This is a genomic window from Candidatus Thiodiazotropha sp. AKAK2 (assembly GCF_058244685.1).
The window spans coordinates 51,930-76,406 of the sequence record NZ_JBSYOP010000005.1 but is presented as its reverse complement, the minus strand read 5'-3'; the positions used below and the strand labels follow the sequence as shown (position 1 = coordinate 76,406).

General features: G+C 47.7%; 21 protein-coding genes. 5 read left to right on the top strand and 16 right to left on the bottom strand.

Annotated features, from left to right (window positions below):
- Positions 1-417: 417 nt before the first annotated feature.
- Positions 418-1,299, bottom strand: coding sequence for a phosphate ABC transporter substrate-binding protein (locus AC4IE8_RS01040; RefSeq protein WP_490790082.1), 882 nt, complete (start codon positions 1,297-1,299; stop codon positions 418-420).
- Positions 1,300-1,898: 599 nt separating this feature from the next.
- Between AC4IE8_RS01040 and AC4IE8_RS01035 the strand changes: the two genes are divergently transcribed.
- Positions 1,899-3,053, top strand: coding sequence for a diguanylate cyclase (locus AC4IE8_RS01035; protein ID WP_490790081.1), 1,155 nt, complete (start codon positions 1,899-1,901; stop codon positions 3,051-3,053).
- Between the two features lie 242 nt (positions 3,054-3,295).
- Here AC4IE8_RS01035 and AC4IE8_RS01030 read toward each other — a convergent pair whose 3' ends face one another.
- The 8 genes from AC4IE8_RS01030 to AC4IE8_RS00995 form a co-directional block, all read right to left on the bottom strand.
- Positions 3,296-4,891, bottom strand: a complete 1,596-nt coding sequence (locus AC4IE8_RS01030) for a thioredoxin-like domain-containing protein (RefSeq protein WP_490790080.1) — start codon at positions 4,889-4,891, stop codon at positions 3,296-3,298.
- A 178-nt stretch (positions 4,892-5,069) separates the two neighbouring features.
- Positions 5,070-6,134: an ATP-binding protein gene (locus tag AC4IE8_RS01025; RefSeq protein WP_490790079.1), complete on the bottom strand. Its 1,065-nt coding sequence runs from the start codon at positions 6,132-6,134 to the stop codon at positions 5,070-5,072.
- A gap of 10 nt (positions 6,135-6,144) precedes the next feature.
- The gene (locus tag AC4IE8_RS01020) at positions 6,145-6,918 is read right to left on the bottom strand and encodes a TorD/DmsD family molecular chaperone (protein ID WP_490790078.1); all 774 of its coding nucleotides are present in this window, start codon (positions 6,916-6,918) and stop codon (positions 6,145-6,147) included.
- Positions 6,918-7,583: a 4Fe-4S dicluster domain-containing protein gene (locus tag AC4IE8_RS01015; protein WP_068991875.1), complete on the bottom strand. Its 666-nt coding sequence runs from the start codon at positions 7,581-7,583 to the stop codon at positions 6,918-6,920. Before AC4IE8_RS01015 ends, AC4IE8_RS01020 begins: the two co-directional genes overlap by 1 nt.
- 17 nt (positions 7,584-7,600) lie before the next feature.
- Positions 7,601-10,165 (bottom strand): molybdopterin-dependent oxidoreductase, encoded by a 2,565-nt coding sequence (locus AC4IE8_RS01010; RefSeq protein WP_068991871.1) that lies wholly within the window; start codon positions 10,163-10,165, stop codon positions 7,601-7,603.
- Positions 10,166-10,190: 25 nt separating this feature from the next.
- Positions 10,191-10,982, bottom strand: coding sequence for a hypothetical protein (locus AC4IE8_RS01005; RefSeq protein ID WP_068991868.1), 792 nt, complete (start codon positions 10,980-10,982; stop codon positions 10,191-10,193).
- 117 nt (positions 10,983-11,099) lie between these two features.
- Positions 11,100-12,074, bottom strand: coding sequence for a hypothetical protein (locus AC4IE8_RS01000; RefSeq protein ID WP_490790077.1), 975 nt, complete (start codon positions 12,072-12,074; stop codon positions 11,100-11,102).
- Between the two features lie 1,059 nt (positions 12,075-13,133).
- Positions 13,134-13,913, bottom strand: a complete 780-nt coding sequence (locus tag AC4IE8_RS00995) for a hypothetical protein (RefSeq protein ID WP_068987237.1) — start codon at positions 13,911-13,913, stop codon at positions 13,134-13,136.
- A 203-nt stretch (positions 13,914-14,116) separates the two neighbouring features.
- Between AC4IE8_RS00995 and AC4IE8_RS00990 the strand changes: the two genes are divergently transcribed.
- Positions 14,117-15,973, top strand: coding sequence for a sensor histidine kinase (locus AC4IE8_RS00990; RefSeq protein ID WP_490790076.1), 1,857 nt, complete (start codon positions 14,117-14,119; stop codon positions 15,971-15,973).
- Complete coding sequence (locus AC4IE8_RS00985) at positions 15,970-17,337, top strand: sigma-54-dependent transcriptional regulator (RefSeq protein ID WP_068987238.1); 1,368 nt, start codon at positions 15,970-15,972, stop codon at positions 17,335-17,337. Before AC4IE8_RS00990 ends, AC4IE8_RS00985 begins: the two co-directional genes overlap by 4 nt.
- Positions 17,338-17,346: 9 nt before the next feature.
- Here the strand turns inward: AC4IE8_RS00985 and AC4IE8_RS00980 are convergent, their stop codons facing one another.
- Both AC4IE8_RS00980 and AC4IE8_RS00975 read right to left on the bottom strand, forming a co-directional pair.
- On the bottom strand, positions 17,347-17,679 hold the full coding sequence (locus tag AC4IE8_RS00980; RefSeq protein ID WP_068987239.1) for a c-type cytochrome: 333 nt from the start codon (positions 17,677-17,679) through the stop codon (positions 17,347-17,349).
- Between the two features lie 42 nt (positions 17,680-17,721).
- The gene (locus AC4IE8_RS00975; protein WP_068987240.1) at positions 17,722-18,093 is read right to left on the bottom strand and encodes a hypothetical protein; all 372 of its coding nucleotides are present in this window, start codon (positions 18,091-18,093) and stop codon (positions 17,722-17,724) included.
- A 37-nt stretch (positions 18,094-18,130) separates the two neighbouring features.
- On the opposite strand from AC4IE8_RS00975, the gene AC4IE8_RS00970 reads away from it, so the two are divergent.
- On the top strand, positions 18,131-18,589 hold the full coding sequence (locus AC4IE8_RS00970) for a hypothetical protein (protein WP_068987241.1): 459 nt from the start codon (positions 18,131-18,133) through the stop codon (positions 18,587-18,589).
- A 41-nt stretch (positions 18,590-18,630) separates the two neighbouring features.
- On the opposite strand, the gene AC4IE8_RS00965 is transcribed toward AC4IE8_RS00970, so the two are convergent.
- The 5 genes from AC4IE8_RS00965 to AC4IE8_RS00945 all read right to left on the bottom strand — a co-directional run bounded on the left by AC4IE8_RS00965 (position 18,631) and on the right by AC4IE8_RS00945 (position 22,617).
- Positions 18,631-18,957, bottom strand: coding sequence for a c-type cytochrome (locus AC4IE8_RS00965; RefSeq protein ID WP_083225832.1), 327 nt, complete (start codon positions 18,955-18,957; stop codon positions 18,631-18,633).
- 114 nt (positions 18,958-19,071) lie between these two features.
- On the bottom strand, positions 19,072-19,884 hold the full coding sequence (locus AC4IE8_RS00960; RefSeq protein WP_490790075.1) for a hypothetical protein: 813 nt from the start codon (positions 19,882-19,884) through the stop codon (positions 19,072-19,074).
- Positions 19,885-19,931: 47 nt separating this feature from the next.
- Complete coding sequence (gene dsrP / locus AC4IE8_RS00955) at positions 19,932-21,185, bottom strand: sulfate reduction electron transfer complex DsrMKJOP subunit DsrP (protein ID WP_068987243.1); 1,254 nt, start codon at positions 21,183-21,185, stop codon at positions 19,932-19,934.
- Positions 21,186-21,199: 14 nt separating this feature from the next.
- Entirely contained in the window at positions 21,200-22,228 is a 1,029-nt protein-coding gene (locus AC4IE8_RS00950; RefSeq protein WP_068987244.1) for a 4Fe-4S dicluster domain-containing protein, read from the bottom strand.
- A 53-nt stretch (positions 22,229-22,281) separates the two neighbouring features.
- Entirely contained in the window at positions 22,282-22,617 is a 336-nt protein-coding gene (locus AC4IE8_RS00945) for a hypothetical protein (RefSeq protein ID WP_490790074.1), read from the bottom strand.
- A gap of 577 nt (positions 22,618-23,194) precedes the next feature.
- On the opposite strand from AC4IE8_RS00945, the gene AC4IE8_RS00940 reads away from it, so the two are divergent.
- On the top strand, positions 23,195-24,385 hold the full coding sequence (locus tag AC4IE8_RS00940; RefSeq protein WP_068987246.1) for a M23 family metallopeptidase: 1,191 nt from the start codon (positions 23,195-23,197) through the stop codon (positions 24,383-24,385).
- Positions 24,386-24,477 lie beyond the last annotated feature (92 nt).

Below are 24,477 nucleotides of genomic sequence, written 5' to 3'. Positions count from 1 at the left end.
AAGTTTTGGTATCTTTATTCATGGTGGTGGTCCTTCTGTTGATTGTTGGTTCGTTTGGTCACTTACCATTTAATCAACAAGGCCACCGCCTCTTCAAATGTGCGAAAGAAATTTTACGTTATCTTTTTTTCAAATACTCCCTGCATAAGTTTGTCTATTGTTTTGACTAAAAAAGAGGTACAAAAATTCACTTTTGGAGTTGCAGACGATTAACCATATTTAAATAACGTTATAAATAGAGGGTCAACAGACCTTGGTTTGATATTACAGCTTCTTATATGCAGAGGAGGGGGCGTTTAAATCAACTCTAAGGTAATGAATCTACTCATTATATTGGTAGATAAAAGGGAACTGTCAGGCTTTTGTTCAGAAATGAGTGGTGTGGCAGGAGAAAATCTCACTACCGATTGGCTCAACTCAATTTCTAATCTTCCTTGAGTCAGACCATTGACGCTGTAGATTACTGCTTAACCAGACCGCTTCGAGATAGGGTACAACACCATTATCACGCATAATATCTCGACCTTCCCGGCTGTGTGTAAAACTAAGAAAGCGTTTGACCTCGGCGTAGTTGGCGCTCTCTCTGTTGCTTATGATATAGAGGGGGCGATACAGGGTATAGGAGCCATTTTTGATATTCTCAAAACTGGGTTCTTTACCATCCAGTTTGAGGATTTTGAAGTTACGCTTACGAGCACTGCTGATTCCGGTCATACCGATTGCATTGGGATTTTTCTCTATCGCTTTTTCCAGTGGCCCTGAAGAGGGGAAAAACGCACGGCCCTCAAAGCTCATTTGTGGATCGTTGAACAATAACTGTCGAATCGTGTGCCCGACACCGGATATCTTTCCTTCACGCACATAGAGATCCAGCGGTTGGTCAGAACCGCCCAATTGAGACCAGTTGGTGATTTTACCGGTATAGATGTCACGCAGTGATTCCAGGGAGATGGAATCGATCTGATTGGCTTGGTTGACTACAACTGTCAAGGCATCCCAGGCCACTGGGTTGAACTTGATCGAGGCACGGGATGCATCGTCATCAGTCACACGGAAGCGGCATGATCCGCCTACATCGACGGACTTTGAAATGACTTTCTGAATCCCCTTGGTGGCCCCACCGCCTTCCAACTCTATCTTGACGCCGGTTTTTCGCTCATAAGCAGAAGCCAGTTCGGCCATGAAAGCCTTTTTGGTAATGCCACATCCAGCCCATTTTAGCTCAAGTCCATAACTTGAAAGTGAAAAGCTAAGCATGAGTAGAAAGCTCAGCTGTTTTATCGATATCTTGACACTCACCGATGCACCTCAGGGTAGAAAGACCCTTAACCAAGCCCCCGGGTCGATAAAATGGCTCGAAAATCCTGATCGAGTTAATTAAATATTGAGACGATCATAGAGCATGTCTACCAAAGGTAAATTATGGTTTTCCTTAATTAGTAGTCCTGATCACCATAAAAAACTTTATTTATTGATGCTGGTTCGTAAAAGGTTTTCCATGATTGACTATACTGTTAATTTTACTAAGGCCTATTGGATTAGTGTTAACAGGCCCCAATTCGATGAGCTTGGGTATAAGATAAAATTATATTCAGGCACTTAGCAACACAACATGAGGTTGTCTGCATTAAGTTACGATTAGATGGTATGTGTGTTGTCTACGGTAATGTGTGGCAGGCCACAAGAATTGCATTGTCACATGTCAGTTTGTAATGAATTATGACAATTAAATCAAAAGTGGTATGAGACAGATCAATTAAACCGGAAATTCCAATTATCACTCTGCGATCGTAGGTTTCTCTGGTGAAATTATGTCATATACTGGATTTATGAAAATTCCGCCAGTGGAAGATCAGAGGTCTTCTAAGCGAAACCAGATCTATTGATTTATCTGTATCATGCAGCCCCAAGAAAGAACCGCAATCCTCAATCAATTTGTTCTGCTCTCAGCTCTGTTTCTTTTTGGTATGCTTCTGTTGCTCTCTTATTTCTATGGGAATCTGTCAGATAGTCTTCTACAAAAGCACAAAGACGATGCCCGTGAAGTATCACAAATCGGCATGGGTGTGATACGTTATTTCTATAAGCTGGAAGTGGCCGGGGAGCTGTCAATGTCTGAGGCAAAAAGACTCGCAGCCAATGCACTGGAGAATGCTACTTATAAGAAAAATGGTTACTACTGGATTAACCTGGGTAACGGAACCCTCTATATGCAGCCTCACACTCCGGAGCGGGTAGGTATCAATCAAATGGACTGGACTGATATCAAAGGCAAACGGATTTTTGAAGAGTTCATCGATGTCGCCAAGCGAGGTGGTGGCTGGGTAGAGTACTACTGGAAAAAGCCACATAACAGTATGGAGTACCATAAGGTTTCCTATGTTGACTATTTTGAACCCTGGGATTGGGTGTTGGGAACAGGTAAGTATCTTGATGATATCGCACAGGAGACAGAGGATATCATTATCAGAGGATCAACCCTGGCGACCATACTGCTGCTGATCTTCATCGGATTTTCAGTCTTCTTCGGCTCTCAATTGATCGATAGATTGAGTCAGCTGGCAGTCAGGGACTCTCTTACCGGTCTTTACAGAAGGCGCTACTTGATTGAGAGTATTCCATCCCTTATTAAGCTTCAGCGAAGAGAATCCAGCAGTTTGATGGCAATTCTGTTTATGGATATCGATCATTTTAAAAAGGTTAACGATACTCATGGACATGCGGCTGGAGATGAAGTGCTTACCACGATGGCTGGTTTACTTAGACAACGCTCAAGACCCAGTGATCTACTGATCCGCTATGGTGGTGAAGAGTTCGTCGTCGTGGGGCAGTTTGATAACGAGGATGCAATCTTAAGTTATGCTGAACGTATACGTGATGTGGTTTCCGACTATCAATTCGTTGTTGCCAAGAATAGCTTCAACATGACAATAAGTATTGGTATTGCGGTATTCATGCCCGGCGAGGAATCGTTTGAAAAAGCAATACAGAGAGCAGATACCTATCTCTATCAAGCAAAACAAAATGGTCGGGATCAAGTGATAATGCAATAGATGTTCAAAGCTAACCAACTGACAAATTATCAGGCATATCTTTGACTATTAAATCAGGTTAATTTTAGTTGGTATTAACAGGCCCTAATAGGATTGGTCGTGAAGGTAATGTCAAGGAGTGTCGGTTTCAGTACTCATATTCTCAGGTGAAACAGGCTGTTTAAAATGCGCCATTGTATGGTTCTATCTAGAATTGCTAGGCTTCATATCTTAGATATATTCAGATTTGTGTGAAGTCATAATTACTGAATAGGTTGAATATTCAGCAGCCTCGGTTCTCCACTGTCTATGTCGTATACAACAATACGATCGTTATTGGTATCTGTGATATAGAGTCTGTCCTCATAAAGTGCCAACCCTCCCGGTTCGTTTAGTTGCAACTGACCATCTACAGTACTAAGAAATCCTGGTTTGCCATCACCAATCAGCGATTCCACTGAGGATGACTCAAGGTCGATCCTTTTGAGTTTATGATTGTAAGTGTCAGCGAGGTAAATCGAGGTTTGGTCTTTCACTGATATACCGAGTACATGTTGTAACTTAGCACTCTGGAGATCACCATCTCTGTCTCCAAAATCGAATAATCCTGTACCCAACAGTGTTTCTACCAGATTATTTTTCAGGTCAACCCGTCGTACTGCTGAAGCTTCGGAATCAGCAATATACAACCAGTCATTGTCAATGTTCAACCCGCTCGGTTGACTGAAGGTTGCCTGCTCTACATCACCGTCCAGGATGCCCTCCCGCCCTGATCCGGCGAAACGACTGAGCTGCTTTCTGCTGATGCTGTAGACCCAAATCTGATGGCTACCAGCCATAGCGATAAATAACCTGTCATCCAATAAAGCGAGTGCCCAAGGTGAGGCCATACCGATTGACTTGGCCTGGAATTGACCACTCTGTTTCCGCTCTAAAGAGCCGTTTCCAGCTATGGTAGTAACGCTGTCATTATCGAGGTCTATTAATCTAAGCAGATGGTTGCCAGTATCCGCTACATAGATATGATTGTTGTTGAATAGCAGCCCTTGTGGTGAGCTGAAACTGGCATCGGTGAAGCTGCCGTCTTGTTTGCCGGGAGTGCCCGAACCAACGATATGTTTAATCTTGCCACTGTGATTGGTAACAATAATCCGATTATTGAGGGAGTCGCTAATCGCAATAGAGTTACTGTTTACAGCGACTTTTCCCGGTGCTGACAGGAGTGTTGTGTCATCTTCTTCGCGCTCCAGTTTTACAGGTATGGGTGAAGGATTAAGGTCTGCCTCGTGCTGAGCTAGAAGCTCGGATATCTTATCATCGATCTGACTATACCGACCTTCTCCGACCACTTTTCCGAGAACCTCACCCTTGGGGTCGATTAGTACTCGAGTGGGCCAGGCCCGCATTCCATAGTAGCTGGCGAGTAAACCATTTACGTCATTGATTACAGGGTGGTCGACGCCGTATCGGATCACGATTTTTCTCAAGGTTTGCAGGTTTTTCTCATTATCGAATTTTGGGGTATGAACACCGATGACCAGTAATTGATGGCCATACTTCTCTTCCAGTTTTTTTAGGTCCGCCAGTACATGGATACAGTTGATACAGCCATATGTCCAGAAATCCAGGATAACAACTTTGCCCAACATGTCGTCAGTGGTCAGCGGGCGTTCAACATTTAACCATGGTAAGCCGGGAGCAAAATCGATTTGCTTGTTGACGGGTTTACTCTGATTAACGATTCGTTGTTCAGGTTCCGGAGATTCAGATGAGCAGCTGGTAGCAAAGATCGCCACCATTACGAGAATGGAAAGTTCAAAGTAGAGGACAAAACAAGCAGATTTACGCAAGTTAATCATAGTCTTATGTTTCCGATCTTCTGAACCTTGAATTGAAGTAGAGCATAGGAAAGCAGATAAGTCTGTAGCGTAGGAGAAATGTTATGAACTTGTTATATTTATCTAACCTAGGGCTTATTGGATTAGTGTTAACAGACCCTAGGTCCCCTTCACATGAACCCAACAACTCTTCGGACTGTTAATCCATTACCTGATAAAGGTTACTCTGATGATTGACTTGAACACAAATTCTGCATAGTGATTGGTGATTATCTGACGGTGAGTGTGCCGGGTTGCCACAGCTCAAACATGTAAAGGTATTCAGAGCCAGTGTCTGTTGTGGCAGATTTGTCCACTTCATGATAGTGATCGCCTCTCTCTCACATACATCCCGACAAATCCCACATTCAGTACAGGCTTCAGGCCGGATTTTATAAAATTTATTCTCACTTTCGGTGATAAGCCTGATCGCATTATGTGGGCAGGTATTTACACATGCGTCACAGCCATCACACAGGTTACTGTTAATCTGTGGTACATAGGGCCAGATTGTTGTTCTATTCTGGTTCGGCATTAGCTTACCTGGTGGAATGGCAGTCGTTGCTGGTTGTTTTTGTTTAAAATGAGTGGATGGACCATTGACACTGTTCTCCAGTGCTCCTCTTAAAAAAGCTCGCCGACTGAGATTTTCTGACGGGTGGGTATCCTCTGCCCTTGACTGGATACGTTGCCATTGTGCGAAATCAGTTTCGTGATAGTCGATGAGAGGGAGTCCTTCCTCAATCAATGCATAATTAATCTGTTGAATTCGCTCACAAAGGGTAGTACTAGAGCCTCGTTGGCACTCTGAGCAGTTACCGGTTGCACACACCCATTGTATATAGCCCTGATTATAGAGATTGAGTATATCGTTGAGACTGATCAGGTGAACGCAAGGTAAAACGCCTTGGTTGTGCTTCATTCCAGTCTGTTCACAGGCACAGAGTGCGAACTTTCCCTGTGCCAGGTCACCGGTCAATATTTCATATTGGATTGAGACAGCACTTTCAGGACAGACGGGTAGACAGAGTCCACAGCCATCACAAACAGATGCATCGAACAGCAAAGCTTCGTCATCCAGGGCCCAGGCCTGTGTGGGGCAGACATCCACACAAGCAGAACAGCTGGCAATCTCAATCAGACTATGTACACACCGATCCGGGTCTACAACAGGTAATCTCTCTTCCTCTTGTATCCGATTGAACAAATCCTTGAGAAATGGCATAAGGGGAACACTAAACAGCAGGTCCAATACCTGGCATATAGCTCATTGTTACTTCTTGTCTCACCGAATCACACTTCATTCTCTCTTCTATCTCCTCCGCAGATGGTCGGGGGAGGTTGGTGATTGTGGCAATGAGATCCCTTAACTCCTCACAATAAGCCCCTGTTAATAGAGCGATTCCTGAATAGTAGGGTGTCGCTGAACGATGGACCACTCGTGATGTAAATTGACCAAGCCAGCGCAATAGATGTTCATCCATGAATCGGGCAATATCCTCTAGCTCTTTTATCGATTCAGAAATCGAGAATAGGTGAGAAATGAACTGAAGTTGCAGCACCAAGTCATCATCTGGTCGGATACGCCAGTTTTCCGCTTTCAGACCATAGCTCTCATACCAGGCTCGAACCTGAAACATGCTCTCTTGACAGGTCAGCTTCTCTTCGTCGATCCATACAGACTCCAGTGGTGAAGCCTGTAGGCTATGATTCAGATAGATATCCGCGAAGTCTGCTGCTAACGTATCGAGATACTCATCATCAAACTGTTCAGGCATCATTTCAATAACACGCTGCATAAACTGGTTAGCCTTTTTACCCTCTTCACTGACCAGATTTAGCGCCATAGTGCTGGGGAATTCATATTCCACCAATAACTCTAGAAAATCCGCATCCGGTTCCTTGGCGTGTAAGCGAGTCAGCATTAGAAAGTCATCCGAGATTACACGCAAAAAGCTTTTGATCTGCGCATTATTCGAGTTGTCGTTCGGGTCAGTAACCAGCTTCATTATTTGACCTTTCCTTTGCTATGCGCCACAAAACCGATCGATGGTTTGGTCAGCTCTATGTTTGCCATGTTTTTGACTTGTTTCGAGACTTTATCTGTAGGACCGACTGCTACGGTGTCTAAGCTACCCCTCCAGATTTCATCGATGGACCCGATATCCAACACCCGCATCATACAGGCCATGACACAATATGGCTTACGCCCCGCCTCAATCTCATCCACGCACATATTACACTTCTTGACGATGTTATCGTTTGGATCAAACTGTGGCGCACCAAAAGGACAGGCCGCCTCGCAACGTCGACAACCGATACATAGCGTGGAATCGATATCGACGATGCCATCCTCCTGACGTTTGAATATCGCCCCTGTGGGGCAGGTGGGCAGACAGGCTGGTGATTCACAATGGTTACAGGACATATTGACCTTATAGGCATAGACGTCCGGATAGGTGCCACCTTCGATATATTGAACCCGTCTGAATCTTGGTCCGGCCGCCAGTCCATTTTTGTCTTTACAGGCGATTTCACAGGCCCGGCAGCCGATACAGTCGACATTGTTGTGTACAAATCCAAGCTGTTTATCGGGTACAACCGGTGTATAGGTCTCACGTTTACGACGCTTTACCGCAGCTTTAATCCTGGCCTTGTCTTTTTTGCTTGTCATCGATCTCTCCTCCAGGACTAAAGGTCACGCCTAAACACATGTGCTCGGGATGTGGCCAACTGGTCCCAACCAGGCCGATGTTCCAGGTCGGTTTTCTTGATATTGCACAATACGGTGTTGTACGCGAATGCTCCGGCTGGACTTGGCTCGTCCAGGGTCAACATGTCCGGGTTACCCGCCCGGTCGACACCCTCAGCGTCCAGATCGATCCATACTCCCTCATGCAGTACTGCCACCCCGGGCATGCAGCGCTCTGTAACATAGGTCGGTACCACAACCCGGCCACGTTTGTTCCAGATTTCAACTGTATCACCGGTTCTAATGCCAAGTTTTTTCGCATCTGCGGCATTCAGTGTTACCTCTTGTTCGTAAGTCTCACGTAACCAGCTGCAGTTGTTGAATATGGAGTGGGTTCTCCATCGAGGGTGGGGTGAGATCAGGTGAAAGGGAAATTCACTGGTCTTTGGACTGTTCAGCGACTCCCAGGGCTCGATCCATTTAGGTATGTAGGGGATCTCATAACCATACATGGTTTTTTTCCAGTCGGTGATCTGTGCCAATTGGGAGGCCAGTATTTCAATCTTGCCGGAAGGTGTCTGGAACGCTTTACCGTTCTCTATTTGCTCCCTGAAGGCAACGTGCGGTTGGTCGAGTTTGAATTTGTAGACGCCTCGTTGTTTGAACTCATCCCATGACATATCCACATGCTGGTGACCTATCACTTTCTTGTCCCACCACTCTTTCAGATAGGCTTCATCCACATTGTCATTGATGTGAAAATAGTCGCGGTTAGCTTTTGGGTTGAAGGCCTGGCCGAATACATCGCCGCCAATCCGGTAGGCAAGTTCAGTGAATACCTGGAAATCGGTTTTCGATTCACCCATCGGCTCTATCACCTTGGGGCGATGGATGTAGTAGTGTCCTTTATACCAGGGCAGTGCCACATCATGGCGCTCAAAGTGCGTAGCTATGGGGAGCAGGATGTCGGCATACAAGCCCGAGGGAGTGATGGTAGAGTCCATGCAGACCACCAGTTCCAACTTGTTGATCGCCTCAATCTCTTTATTGATATTGGTAAGTTGATTGAACCAGTCGGATCCCTGCCAGAAGATGCCTTTGATATTGGGGATCTGCCCGTCGGTATTATCCTGCCGGGGCCATAGTCCGATCTCTTCTCTTTTTACATTAGGATAGTTGAGTACGCAGTGGGCCCAGCGATCAGATTTTATGGATTGAAACCAGATATTGGAGTATTGATCGTAAGGGTATGCCACTGCTTCGGCATGCCAGGCCTTGCCAACACCTTCAGCACAACCACCAAGGATGCCGATATTACCGGTCATCGCCTGCAGGGCAGCAGCCATTCGGTTGTATTGCTCACCATAGGCATTTCTTCCCGGTGCCCATGATGCCTTCAGTGCCGCAGGTTTGGTACGGGCATACATATCCGCCAGTTTGATAATGTCTTCGGCCGACACACCGCAGATTTTCGAGGCCCATTCCGGCGTTTTGGGTTCATTGTCATATTTACCCAGGATATAGTCCTTGAAATTCTCCTTATCCTTGGCCCAGTCCGGCATTGTCCCAGCGTCCATGCCTTGGCAGAATTTGTCGATGAACTCCTGATCATGCAGATCGTTAGTGAAGATATAGTGGGCCATGCCCGCCATCATCGCCGCATCCGTATTGGGTCGAATCGGAATCCACCAGGCGTCGTAAGCAGCAGCAGAGTCGGTGTATTGGGGATCGATCAAGACAAATTTACAACCGCGCTGCTTGGCCATGCGCATGTACATGAAGGTATTGCCGCCATGGAAAGTGTAGGCGGGATTCCAACCCCACATGATCATCAGTTTCGAATGGGCGAAGGTATCATCCTCATTGCCATCCTCGATGGTGCCGAAGGTCATACGTGAGCTGAAGGTGGTTCCCTGGTAGGAGGGCACCGACCATGAGCTTGTTCGACAGCCAAACATACCCAGAAAGCGGCCGAGCAGGCCCTCGATCTGATCGGATTTGTGCAGCACGCCATAGGAGGCGCCCGCGTAACTTTGATCCACCAGAGCGGTAGGACCGTAAGTGTCCTTGATCTCGACCATTTTGCTGGCTACATACGTCAGGGCCTCATCCCATGAGATGCGCTTGAATTTACCCTCACCCCGCTCGCCAACCCGCATCATTGGGTAGAGCAGGCGCTCAGCCGAGTAGAGCCGTTGTCGATAGGAGCGTCCTCGTAGGCAGGCACGCAGTTGCGGTTCTTCGTTATCGTCCTTACCGAAGTGGCCATTCCGCTGGTAGCGACCATCGTCTGTAGAGAGACGCACGATTACATCTTTCCACTTATGGGCGACCAACATATGCCTTGAACCACAATTATGGGCGCAACTGGTTACCACCGTCTCGAGTTGATCGTCTGTCGGATAGGGCTCGTAGGCAAATGCTTTGGCCTCTTTGGCAGTCTTCATTTCCACCAAACCACCGGCAGTCAATGATGCGCCACCCACGGCGGCAGATTTCAGGAAAGAACGCCGGGAGAGATTCAATCGCTCCTTCAGACTCTGGGTCAGTTTTTCTATACTCATCCGTACCTCACGCTGTCAGCGGTTGCTAGTTTGCTGCCTGCTGGATCTCTTTCCGGAACCTGGGCTCCGATTCGGTTGGTCTATCTCTGGCCCATCCTGGGGTGACTTTCGACATGCTTTTCCAGGGATTTCGGGGGTAGGGGTAGGCAATGCGATACCATTGACGACCACCATGGCAGCCGTAACAGACATCTGAATTTGCTTTACCGGCTGCCTCAATGGCATCCGCTTTCAAATAATTGACCTGGTGCCGCTCAGTGCGGATATAGGAGTGACAGAGAAGGCAGTTGTTTTGAAAGTTTTTTCGCGATTCCGTCCAAGGAGTGGGAAGGCCCATCAACTCGTAGGCATTCGCCCCGTGACACATCAGGCAGATGTCCGGATTGACCGACTTGCGAAGTGTTAGATCCTGGTTGCTATGGTCAGGCGGTATCACCGCCTCTTCTCTTAAATCGTTACCCTGGTGGCAGGTATTGCATTTCAAATCCATCAGCTCGGTTGCCAGCGGTGTCACCAAATGGCGGCGATGAAAGGTCTCCTGTTCACCTTCATAGGTCGACAGGGTTTGATACCAGGCTAAAACCTCTGTCGAAGTAATACCTGCCGGTGACTGATTCAGTACCTTCCTCTCCAGTATTTCTTGATGACAGCTGAGACACTGTTCATCTTTTGCGTTATCGATATTAGGTTTGAAATGAATTGGATGCCAACGTGATCGTTCATAATCTTCAGGACCAATATCACGGGCAAAAGCCGGATCAATTGATAGCAGCATCGGCAGTAACAATGGAATCAAGGTCCTGATGGGTAAAATCATTAGATCTTCCTCAGATGAAGCCCTATTGGAAAATATGAAATTGGATTAATTGGATTCGAGCGCATCCCTGCGCTCTGGGGAGTGTTATGACTGGGTATTCCAGTCAATAACAGTCGATTAACGCCAGCCACTCATGCCTGACATGCCATCCATACCTGACATGCCACTCATGCCACCCATACCTGACATGCCACTCATGCCACCCATACCGGACATACCACTCATGCCACCCATACCGGACATACCACTCATGCCACCCATACCGCTCATGCCTGACATGCCGCTAGCCGGGTAGAAGAAGATCTGTCCCTGGGGGGTGATCTTGAAGTAACCGGACATGCCGCCCATTCCGGACATACCACTCATGCCGCCCATACCGCTCATGCCGCCCATTCCGGACATACCGCTCATGCCGCCCATTCCGGACATACCGCTCATGCCGCCCATTCCGGACATACCACTCATGCCGCCCATTCCGGACATACCGCTCATGCCGCCCATTCCGGACATACCACCCATGCCGGACATGCCACTCATGCCTGCAGGTACCCAAACCCACTGGCCGCCCATGCCGCTCATACCGGACATGCCGCCCATGCCGGACATACCGCCCATGCCGGACATACCGCCCATGCCGCTCATACCGGACATACCGCCCATGCCGCTCATACCGCCCATGCCGGACATACCGCCCATGCCGGACATACCGCCCATGCCGCTCATACCGGACATGCCGCCCATGCCACTCATACCGGACATACCACTAGCTGGATAGAAGAAAATCTGTCCCTGTGGCGTGATCTTGAAGTAACCGGACATGCCACCCATGCCGCTCATACCGGACATGCCACCCATGCCGCTCATCCCAGACATACCACCCATGCCGCTCATACCGGACATGCCGCCCATGCCACTCATACCGCCCATGCCGGACATACCGCCCATGCCGCCCATACCGGACATGCCATCCATGCCACTCATACCGGACATGCCGCTCATGCCTGCGCTAGCGAGTGGGGCAACAGCAAGTGCTACGACCATCCCCATCGCTTTGATCACTCCTTTCAGGTTTGGCATTCGAATAATTTTCATAATTTTCGCCTCTAGTTGTAGTAAATTTTTATACCTTAAATAAAGAACCGTTCACTGCTTTGTAGTCGCCACATCAATCGAGCTTGGTTCTATTTGATACCAACGCTACTGATGCCATTGACGAATATCATATGGACCTCTCATGCCTGGGCGGGTGAAAGGTGTGTACCAGTTACCTTGGTTGTCAAGGAAGTGGATACTTCTGGGGTAGGGTTGTTGAACGCCTGTCAAGGATGATTGGTACCAAGCCTTATTACGCGATACCTGTTTCATGACCGGTGCATTCATTGGTCGTTTGGAAGGCTCTAGACCGGCTACGGGATACCCAGCCATGAGCTGTAGTGGAAGTAGTACAAACAGACCAGTGCAGGCAGTAGCTAACAGCCGCATTCTAAAACCCTCCTCGATTCGTCTTTGTTATCAGTACGGGTTGGCAAGAGTTACAACGCAAGGGCTATGCCAGTGAGTAGGTTTTAGATTTTCTCTATTGATTTCTAAGGGTTTTTTTCGATTTTAAAGCTCTATCTCAGATAACGGCTGAATCTATTACTCTGACGATTTGTCATGCTGTCGTGAGTCGGTTTAAACATGTTGCGATTGCATAATCGTGAAGGATTTGGATTGAGACAGAATTTAAATATTATTTTTCATTCGCTTAGACGATATTTTGCAGTTTACATTTCAGCTTTGGATAAGATTTTGAATGACTGACATTTCGTCATACATGGCTGTTAGCCCTATGCGATTTGTAGGCGGACCCAAGCCGGGGAGTGGAAGGATGGTGCTCAGCAACCACACGTCATGCCTATTGTGAGGGCCCGATATGAAGATTCCTATCGACTCTGTTGCTTATGAAAAAGGGTCAATCAAGAGCGGGGAGGGTTTGGCTGTTCCTTCATTCAGTGCTGTTATCCTTTTTTCCCCGATGACAACCACACCACACCCATTCTGTCGTGCTGGGGAAACTGAACCTCAGCCAGACACAACAGGACGTATTGGATTACTGTTAACAGGCCCTAGATAGAGAGGGATTATATTTAAGGCATTCTATCTCTCTCACTACTCAATTAGGACGACAGAAGCATCAGAAGCACGAATTGCCAATTGGTGTTTCAGTGGATAGGGTGCTGATTCTCCAACAATACTGACCAGATAGATGCGATTTATTTTACGGATACGGCCCACCTGAAGCCCCGTTGCTCCCACTGTATTGAGCCACTGTTTTGCAACATCCTGTGCTTCAGACCATTGATCAACCGGTAATGACCCACTGGCAAGTTGGAATTGATCAATGCGGCACTCTGTTTGTTGAATATTTGTAGCTGCTTCGGTTTGCTCTTTCAATGCAGAAATATCCACTGGGTGAAAAAGCAGTGCTCCTCGCTGATCCCGCTCGATATTCCAGTATTTAAAACCTGACAAGTCACTTGGCAGATTGCTTCTCATAGCCTCAGACGGAGCTGTGGATATCTGTGGTGTTGGATCCGGGCTCTTAGCGGAGGGAGAAGTGGTCGTTGCAGGGATCAAAGTCAATGTGTTATCAGAATCCCATTCAACCTGCCATCCATGGTTCTGCAACGCTTCTCCAAACTTACGTATCTCAGCTGTTTCTCTGTTTCCTGACGGAATGTCAGTGGTAATCTCTTTTTTCGGTTGATGATAGATAACACTGCCATCCGCAGCGGTGTACTCCTGCCATCCCTGCTGCTGCAGGGATTCACGTAGCGACTCACTTAGGTTCTTGGCCGGTTCCGCTAAGCCCGTAATTGGTAACCATAAAAAGACCCACAACAGCTGGATTGTGATGTGGAAATCGGAAATTGTATTTTTTTTTCTCATTTTTGCTCCTCCTTCAGATAGGGTATGGCGTTCAGATTCCCAATTTATGAGCAAAACACAAGCCAAAGACCTAGATTTGAGGCTTCAAGGATAAAAGAATCGTTGGATTCTCCCTGGAAACATGACAAATTGTCAGAAAAACGGGTTTTTTTTAATATTACAATCAGAACATCTGATCCTGAGCAACTGAGTTGTTACAAGTGATGAACTGGATAAGCGATAGCCTGAATAGAAAATTCATACTCGGTACCACATCAGGTCTCGTCATAAGTACCCTGGTATTTCTATTGCTCTACATACCGATCTATCAATCGGAACTGGAAGGGGCGAGAGCGGATACCGCCAACCAAGTCAACAAATTGCTGCAGGTTTCCTTGGAGAATGCCATGCTCAAGCGAGACTTGCCCGGGTTGAGTGAGATGGTTAATAAACTCGGGGAGCAAAAGGGTATCGTCAGGGTTTTCATTACCAATCCGGCCGGTGAGATCCGCTTCAGCAGTCGTGAAGGGGATTTTGGTAAAAAACTGGAATCCCCCTACCTGGCGAGTCTTCAATCAACCCGCTTCATACAGAATGAGTCACAGCAGGAGTTGCTGCGCAGCATCAATCCCGTACACAACAAGCCAGCCTGTAAAGAGTGTCATGGTCCAGCTGAGCAGAATCCGATCAACGGTATACTCTATGTCGACTACGACGCCAGCCCAATCAGACACAAGGTAAGTACTACCACCCTGATGCTGATGAGTGCAGGATCCCTGATTGTGATTCTCAACCTGGTCGGTGGCTGGTGGTTCATACACAGTCATGTTCTCAGACCGGTCAATCAGCTCACGAGTGCAAGTCAGGAGTTGACGGGTGGGAATTTACAAACCCGGGTCGACATGCAGGGATCAGATGAACTCAGCCGACTCGGCTCTACCTTCGATCTGATGGCGGAGCGGTTGCATGAGAAAATGCTTGAGTTGGAGGAGCAGCGGGGATTCCTGCAGGCACTGGTTGATGCCATCCCGGACGGGATCAGGATTATTGATGAAAACTTCAAAGTTGTGCTCGTCAATAAAGCCTATTGTGAACAACACAGGCTTGAGGATAGATTGGAAGTCGGTGCAACCTGTTACGGTGTCACGCACAACGGTAACAAACCCTGTCCGCCGACGCTGATCAACTGCCCGATTCATGAAATGTCGCTGAGCAAAACGCCGATCAAAGTGGTGCATCAACACCACCGTTTGGATCTTACAACCTTTGAGGTGGAGATTTTTGCGGCGCCGATGACGATTCGGCAAGGTGGGAAGGAGAAGACCCTGATTGTTGAATCAATTCGTGATCTTGAAAAAGCGGTTAAATATTCCCAGGAACAGAAACTCTCAGAATTAGGGCGTCTAGCCACAGGTGTGGCTCATGAGATTCATAATCCTCTGGCATCACTTAAGTTGGCAATGGATGCCACCAAGAACGAGATTGTCGTCAGAAACAACTTCACGGATGACATCAAACAAAATTTTGAACTGATTGATGATCAGATCAATACCTGTATTGAGATTACCGGCAAGTTGTTGAAGCTGGGTGCCTTGCCACAGGAAAACCTGGAGCTGGTTGATGTTGCAGCTGCTATCAATGACACACTTGCGCTGATCAGATGGCAGGCAGATGAGGCGAACATCACAATTGAAGAGAAGTATGAGAATGAGACCCTCAGGGTCCTGGCCTCTGACAGTGAAATCAGGATGGTAGCTCTCAATCTCACGCAGAATGCCTTTCATGCCATGCCGAGTGGTGGCATTTTAACGGTTTCCTGCTCGGTGGTTGAGGATAAGGTTCAGATGGTTTTCTCTGATACCGGTGCTGGAATCCGGCCGAAAGATTTGCCCTATATTTTTGATCCATTTTTCTCTCGTCGTGCCGACGATGTCAGAGGTACGGGTTTAGGTCTTTCAATCAGTTTGGCGATAGTAGAAAAATATGGTGGAACCATAAATGTGACCAGTGAAGTTTCTGTTGGCAGTGTGTTTACTGTGGTACTGCCGAATGCTCAGAACGAACTGGAGGGGGATAGATGAAATCCAAACTCGTAGTAGTAGAGGATGACGATACACTCAGGACTCTGATGATACAGCATCTGTCTAATTTGGACTATGAGGTGGAAGGGCTGAGTCGTTGGCACAGTGTAATGGACTACCTGGAAAAGTATGAGCCATCGTTGATTATTACTGATGCCCGTCTGCCAGATGCCAATAGTCTTGAGTATATTGAAAATATATCGGTCAACTATCCAGTTATTGTTTTGACTGCATTTGGATCGGTGCGCGATGCCGTAAGCGCCATAAAAGCCGGCGCGGTGGATTATATATTAAAGCCGGTCAGTCTCGATACATTGACAATAACCGTTGAGAGGGCACTCGATAATGCCGCCTTGCGTAGAGACCATATGTTCTGCAAAAGGCAGTTGGAGCAGAGTATTCAGCGCAACTCCTCCCTGGTTGGAAATAGTGCTGCAATGGCTGAACTGAAACAGATGATCGGTGCTGTAGCGCCTAACGATATTACTGTATTGATACAGGGCGAGAGTGGTTCAGGTAAGGAATTGGTGGCACGGGCCATCCATGCGCACAGCCATAGAAAAAAACACAACTATGTTGCCGTTGACTGCTGTACGCTCCAGGAAAACCTGTTTGAATCAGAATTGTTTGGCCATGAAAAAGGCGCATTTACCGGCGCTGACAAGCAGAAGAAGGGCCTGATCGAAGGGGCAGAGGGCGGCACGCTGTTTCTTGACGAAATTGGTGAAATCAACAGTAGTGGTCAGGCCAAACTTTTGCGTGTACTCGAAACCGGGCAATACCGGAGATTGGGGAGTACCAAGGATCTGACCGCAAATGTCAGAATTGTCGCTGCTACGAATCGGGATCTGGAAACCATGTCGGCTGAAGGTAACTTTCGTTCCGATCTGTTTTTCAGGCTCAATGCATTCAATATAATTATACCACCATTGCGGGACCGGCGTGACGATATACCGGAGTTGGCTGCGCACTTTGTAAGTAATCACAATTTCTCGACACGCGTTATCAAAAACCTCTCTTCATCCGCGATTCGTTCGTTGGTCTCCTATGACTGGCCAGGTAACATCAGAGAACTGAAGAATGTGATCGAAAGGGCAATTATTCTCTCTGGTGACCGACAGATCATTAAGCCTGAGCATTTTTCATTTAGCCGTATACTTGGCAAGAGTGAAGGAGTTGTCACTCTGAGTTTTGATCACGATCCTTCCATGGAGGAACTGGAAGCACACTACTTATCCTATCAGTTAAAGAAATACTCCGGGCGTCGGGGCAAAGTAGCCGAAGTCATGGGTATCAGTGAGCGAAGTATCTATCGTATGATCAAACGCTACGAGTTAGATGAAAATAGTTACAAAGCAAGCTGATCGAGATAGCTACTGTTTGGCTAGCCAAACTGAAATGAAACGTATCTCCTGCTCACTGACTGCGCTCATGATGCCCTTCATCACACTTGACATACTGTTTGACCGACTGCCGTTCTTGAAATCCCTCATCTGATTGTAAAGGTACCCTTCGTTTTGCCCAGCTATGATTGGGTAATAAGGTGTTGTTGGCGTTCTGCCATCCACTCCATGGCAACCGGCACACGCTTTCGCCAGATAGAGACTGGCAATATTGCCATCTGAATTCTCTGCATAAGCGCTGGAAATCGCTATTGTGGCGATCAGAAGAAAACTGGATCTACCAATGTATTTTGATTTTTTCATATCAACCTCTGAGGCTAACAAAAATCTGTATAATTTCTGTACTCAATCGAACTCTGTCTCATCGCTTTGAAACATTCTGGCGACTTCAAAACGAAGCCGTTTTTCAATGCCAAGGCCTTGCCAGCCATGGGTATGATTTTTCACTCCCAATGCCAGGGGGAGTCCGTTACTGTTTCTGATAAGTAACGTTTCAGTGTCATCATCCGATATCTGGCTGATGATTTGCTCTCCGTACTGATCCTGATAGTCCACATCACCCTCTGTGTCCCACAGATCACTTTGCATATCATCAAGGGTAACCACGGCCAATGGTTTTCCATCCATCATGCGAATGAACTGATTTATCTCATCCATGGTGCGAAGTCTGGATTCTTCTACAGGATCTTCGCTAAACTTCAGAGTGTATTCAGGCATAGGTTATCCTTGTTGGAAAAACTAATGAGAGATTGTCATGACAGATCATAAGCCCAAGGTCAAAAAACGAGCGGGGAAAGTCGTCCACAGTGCTGTCTCGCTGCACGCCCGGGAAAAAGCGGAAGAGATACGCGGACGCTATGATCGGGTAATTGACTACCAGACTGTACTTGAGATGCTTGAGGATCGAAAATCCGTCCGCTACCCGGTAGAGCTCAGATTTGTCTCCGAGGGTATCGAGCCCGGTATGTTTGCCAGAACTGAACCAGTCTCGGAGAATCCCGAAGATGGTTACACCATCATGCTGCATAACTCTTTTGAAAATCGACATGACGATCTTCCTATGCTCATCCTCTATCAATTGGTGCTGGTCAACTATGGCGATCTCGCTACGGCCAACGATGCAGAAATTTTCGGTGCAACCATCCTCGGGTTGGACCGCGATACCTACTATCAACAGGTTGCTGCTTTGGTTGATGACGTCTGGACTGATTGATGCAGATGATTCAACCAATTGGTGCTGTTTGGATCTAAAAATCATTCAGACAGTGACGCAAGCCATTTTGCCAACACGGCAATCTCTTCGTCACTCACCAGGTGCATAACATTCTTCATCGCGACAGAATGTGCATTTGTTCTGTAGCCGCTCTTAATATCCTTCATTTGTGTCAATAGATAGGCCTCAGCTTGGCCGGCTAATTTTGGATATTCGTCCATCACCGGCTGCTTACCATCGGCACCATGGCAGGCAATACAGGTTCGTTCGTGATAGAGCGCCGCTGCATCCATAGCCAGTGCATAGACCGGTAATATAAAAAGGACGATAAATAGAGTTGCGCTGATCATTCTGGGTTGACTTATCATGACAATTTTCCGTGTATAAACTGGATAGGATCCGAGTATGGGGTAAACGAGCCTTGCTCTATAAACACTGGATTCATCGTATGTTATGTGAATGCATAGATTCAGCCTGTGGCATCACTCATGACCTGTTTCGTCCGGGTGTGAACCATGATGCATCCGTTCGTGATTCGCATTGACCATTCCCTTGGGCAGGTTAGGCGCCGGTTCCGGGCGTAGCTGAGCAAAGCCTGAGTTTCTATCCTTCTGTTCAACATCGTGTGGATTATGGCATTCAGTACAGACCCACCAGCGTTTCTTTCCTCCTTTGTCCCACATGCCGATACGCTTGCCATGAAGACCATCCCGCCAGGCCCGATAGACCTGTCCATGGCATTTTCCACACAGCTTCTGGGGCTGGTTGAAACTGATTGAGTATCCGAAATTGTCAATCAGTTTGGTACGTTCCACCAGATGGTGACAATCCAGACACCAGATGTTTCCCTTACCATGCTTGAGATTCATGGCATCCGGTACCGTGTCCAGATGCATTTTAAGTGGGCGTGGAGTCTTGCTATGGGGAATCGGCACATAATTGCCGTCATGACAGGCCATGCTGCAGATGGTCAGCATTTTATTTTTATCGAGTTCTGGCTCACGGGGTTTCACCACCGCCTGTTCATTGGAGTAGTCTGCCTCGATATCCATATCTCCCATGGGAATAGTGCCTGCGAACGGATCACCCCACCAGAGAACCCCTCCGGTGGTTGATGAGCACTTGACATTCACCAGCCCAGGGCTGATTTCACGAACCCTGACCTGTGACATGCCGTCCCGGCTCTCGAAACACTCCTGGTCAGTCTGATTTTCTGTGGCCAGCAGAGGGCTGGTGAATAGAAAAAGCAGCAGACATAAACCAAAGAGTGTCTGGTGATTTCGATAGCATGTCATGTTTTTCTCCAAATCGAGTATGCCTGTTCATTCCAAGCTTCATTCACTCAGGTTGCCGCTTCTGCCTGCTGCTCTGAAACGGCCTGTTTGCTGGATTCGGTTCTGTAACGAACCTCTCCCTGAAGTACCGCCACCGCACCTTTCAGCATGAAGGTAAGCAGGAAGAAACCAATTGCCCAGATACCACCCACCACCATCAATTCAATATGGCTTGGGGTATACTCAGCGAACTCGCCAACCGGGGTTGGAATCACGCCGGGCAGCATCAATCCCATACCTTTTTCGACCCAAATGCCGATGAATGCGGCAATACAGATGAACGGCAGCAGCGTTAGGTTTTTTCTTATCCTGGGGATCAGCAGCAGGATGAAGGATCCCACCATCAGGGAGAGTGCAGTCCAGAAAAAGGGCACCAGACTATTCAGACCATTGTGTCCGAACATCAGATATTGCAGTCCCAGTGAGTGTTCGGTCGCGGGATAGAGTTCAGTCACAATCTCAGACATGGTCAGAAACAGTGCAATACCAAGACACCAAACCACAATCTGGGAGAGTAGATGGAAGGCTTCGTCAGCGATTTTCATGGGGGTGAAACGGCGTACCAGTAAAAACACAACAATGATGAGTGATGGTCCGGCAGCAAAAGCGGTGGTGATGAACTTGATCGGCATCATTGAATGGAACCACATGGGACGTGCCGGCATGGTATTGATCAGGAATGCAGTCACTGTGTGGATACTCAATGCCCAGACAATGGCAATATAGACAACCGGCAGATAGAAGGATTTATTGATTTCACCGCCACTATATTTCTTATAGAGGTAGTAATAGCCTCCAATAATATTCAACAACAGATAACCATTCAGCACGATCACATCCCATGTCAGCATGGCATGCGGAAAGTTGAAAATGCCGATAACCGGCAGTAAATGCCAGAGTCGGTCGGGTCTTCCCATATGTGCAATCACAAACAGCAGGCACATGACTACCGCCGCAATGGCGATCATTTCACCCAGCACCACGATCCGATGAAGCTCTTTGTGTTTATAGACATAGGCGGGAAAAACCACGGTCACTGCAGCTGCTGCCACACCCACCATGAAGACAAAATTGGCCAGATAGAATCCCCAACTGACTTGATCGTTAAGATTGGTGACAATCATGCCATTGGCGATCTGTACATACTCGCCATAACCCCAGAGCATGATGAAAAACAGCAGGAACAGCATCCAGGCCCAGAATAGGAGACCGCCGGTAAATCCTGCCTTGAGGTAATCGACCACAAACTGAAGAAAGCGCATTATGGGGTCTCCCATTAATCCATGTAGTAGAAAAACTTTGGATAGGTGTTGAGGTCTGCTCGCAGACGGAACACCTTCTTCTTGGCCAGAACCTTGCGGATTTCACTGTTCGGATCCAGCAGATTGCCGAATTTGCGGGCTCCAACCGGGCAGACCTCGACACAGGCTGTCCAGCGGCCCTTGCGGGTACGTTGCACACAGAAGCTGCACTTCTCGACAACCCCTTTCATACGTGGACGATTACCAAGATAGTGAGTGACAGGATTCATCTCCTCCTTGGGTAGATTGGGTTCACCCCAATTGAAACGTCTTGCCCAGTAGGGGCAGGCGCCAATGCACATGCGGCAGCCAATGCACCAGTTGTAGTCGATGACGACAATACCATCCGGGTCCCGGTAGGTTGTTCGTACCGGGCAGACCTTGACGCAGGGCGGCTTCTCACACTGCATACACTGCATGGGGAAATAGAAGGCGTCCTTTTCCGGAACCTGTTCCGGTTCATAGTAGTGTTGGCCTTCCAGTACAACACCGGCTGGTTTGTAGGCATTACCGCCCACCTGAACGCCAAACGATTCCGGATAACCATGTTGATCCCTGTCCGTTTCTGAAAACTTTCCCTTTTCCATGCGTAATACCCGGATCCACTCGATCTGCTGCTCATCTCCGCGAGACTGATTATTCTCGGCCACGCAGGCCTTCACGCATCGACGACAACCGATACACTTCTGGATATTCAGTGCATATCCGAACAGAACTCCCTCAATGGAGGGCGTGCCATCGACCGTTACCTGCTTACCGTACTCTTCGGAATAGCGGGTCTCGAGTCGTTCGATGGCCTGCTGTTTCTCCTCGTCCGTCATCAGTCGATAGTTCTTCTGGAAGTGCTCCTCCCATGTCACATTGGCTTTTGCCGGTTTCGGATCGGAGAGCAGCATTGCTGCACCGGAGAGTGAGGCCACCGTATAATTTCCCGCACTGCGCAGGAAATCCCGGCGGCTGGTGAGTTTGTTATCTTTTGTTTTGCTCGAATCTTGTTTCGGCATGGTTGTCCTCTGATCGAGTGGCTATCAAATAGGCGTGAACCAGCTCATGCTGCTCAGGTTTTATTGTTATAGTTGTCAATGAACGATTGCAGCATTGCCTCCTTCTCCTGGTTGGTCATTACCACATATTCTCTCTGACTGAGTTCTGTCTCTCCTTGTGTGGCATCTCGATGGTATTTCTGTTTCAAGTCAGGCTCTGGAACAGCATCGACAACGCTCTTCGCCAAGCCTGCGGTTCCGGTGACACCCACTGCACCGATGGCTGCCTGCCTGAAGAGTCGTCTGCGGACTGGATTGGGCTCATCAGAGCTTTTCAGGTCAGACTTCTGCTGATTCTTATAATCGCAGAACAACCACTGCTTTATTCGATTGAGCCACTGTTTAATCATCTAGGTCTCCCCATGGCCTGTGTCAGTTATCACTTGATTTCGTAACAGGACACGATGCCAGTCGGCATCGATTCACTGTTGGCAGTAAGCAAGCCCGAATGGCACAACACGCTGTTATGTTGGTTTTTATGGCAAACGTGCGAACTGATTCATGTGAAAACAGCAATCCTTATGCCAGATATGGAATGGTGCAGATATCCCTTTGTCTACTATGGAAAAAAATTAAACGGTAGAAAGCCAACGCAAACCAATAACATGACAAATTGTCGTGCCAAACCATGGGGGGTTTGGTAAATGTCTGTTATTTAAAGAAAATTAATATGCCAATTTGGCGGGTCTCGATTTTGACCGAGCAACCCGGGTTGATTGTCGCTGTCGCACAGTAATAAACGCTTATAAGTTGTTCGTCGGGAGTGATGGAAAAGTGGCCATAGCCAGTGGTTAGGTCAGATTCAACTGATCTTCCGAGGGTGGGTTAATGGGGAGAAATGATCTGCTGCCTGATACTCAAAAACCATAAAAAAGGTAGGTCTATACTTCCATTAGGGTTAGCAGAACTGCATAAGGGGAGTACGCCATGCCCACCTCCAAGAGCGTAATTCAGAACGCTAAAAGAAAATTTGTTTGGTTACTGGGCGTGCTTCTTTTATTGACGATCGGTTGTGGAGGTGGTGGTGGAAGTGGCGACAGTAGTGACAGCGATACCCAGACTGATACCGACACAGTGGATGAGACAACACCGGATACAGACGATCAGTCAACAAGCTTCAATTTCCCACCACTGGACCTGTCGAAGGTTGAGTTCATACTCCCGCTCGGTGGAATGATCGGTAATCATGTCACACCAATCGATCACCAATACTATGTGGCCCCGGACTTCGGTGAGAATGAAGCCGTGGTGATCGATGTCTATGCTCCGGCTGATGGTACAGTGACCAGCATTCAGCACATGGGGAATTTCCATAACGATGACTACAGGTTTGTTGTCGATCACGCAAACAATCTGCAATCGATCTACATCCATGTGGATAATCTTTCTGACAAATTGACTCCATTCGCGCCGACAGATGGTCAATACGTAAACACCAGCATCACTGTCGTTGCAGGGGAGGTTCTGGGCAGCTATTCCGGTTCTGTGGATTACAATCTGGTGGATTACAACATGACCCTGACGGGATTCATCAATCCCGGTAGTTACAATGCAGAGCCCTGGAAGATTCACACACCGGACCCATTTGACTACTTTAACGACACCATCCGTGCGGCCCTGATGGCCAAGTCCCTGCGTACGGTAGAACCCATCGGTGGAAAGATCGATCATGATATCAGTGGTCGACTCGTGGGTAACTGGTTCGAAGAGAATACCAACGGCTATGCCGGCCTGGACCAAAACAACTACTGGCTGGGGCATCTCTCTTTTGCCTATGACTATATCGTTCCAAGCCACATCATCGCCTCTTTCGGCGACTATGCGGGTGAGCAAAAACAGTTCGGGGTGCTTGGAAACACTCCGGATCCGGCAGAGGTCTCAATCTCAAGTGGTCTGGTCAAGTATGACCTGGTCAGCTACGACTACTACGACAATGGCATTCCCTGGGACAGATCCAGCTTCACTCAGGGGCTGGAGATGGATAACTACACGTTTATCGATGCAGTAGTACTGGTTCAGCTGTTAGAGGAGGGGCGTCTGAAAGTCGAGATCTTTCATGGTCAGACCTCTACCGATGTATCCGACTTCACAGAGGATGCCAAAACTTACGTCAGATAGAGTTTACAGGCCCAAGCCTAGACGAAACTGCAAGATTTTCTATCGACATCCCGACGAATGTCGGGGAATTGAATGGATCAATCAACCAATCC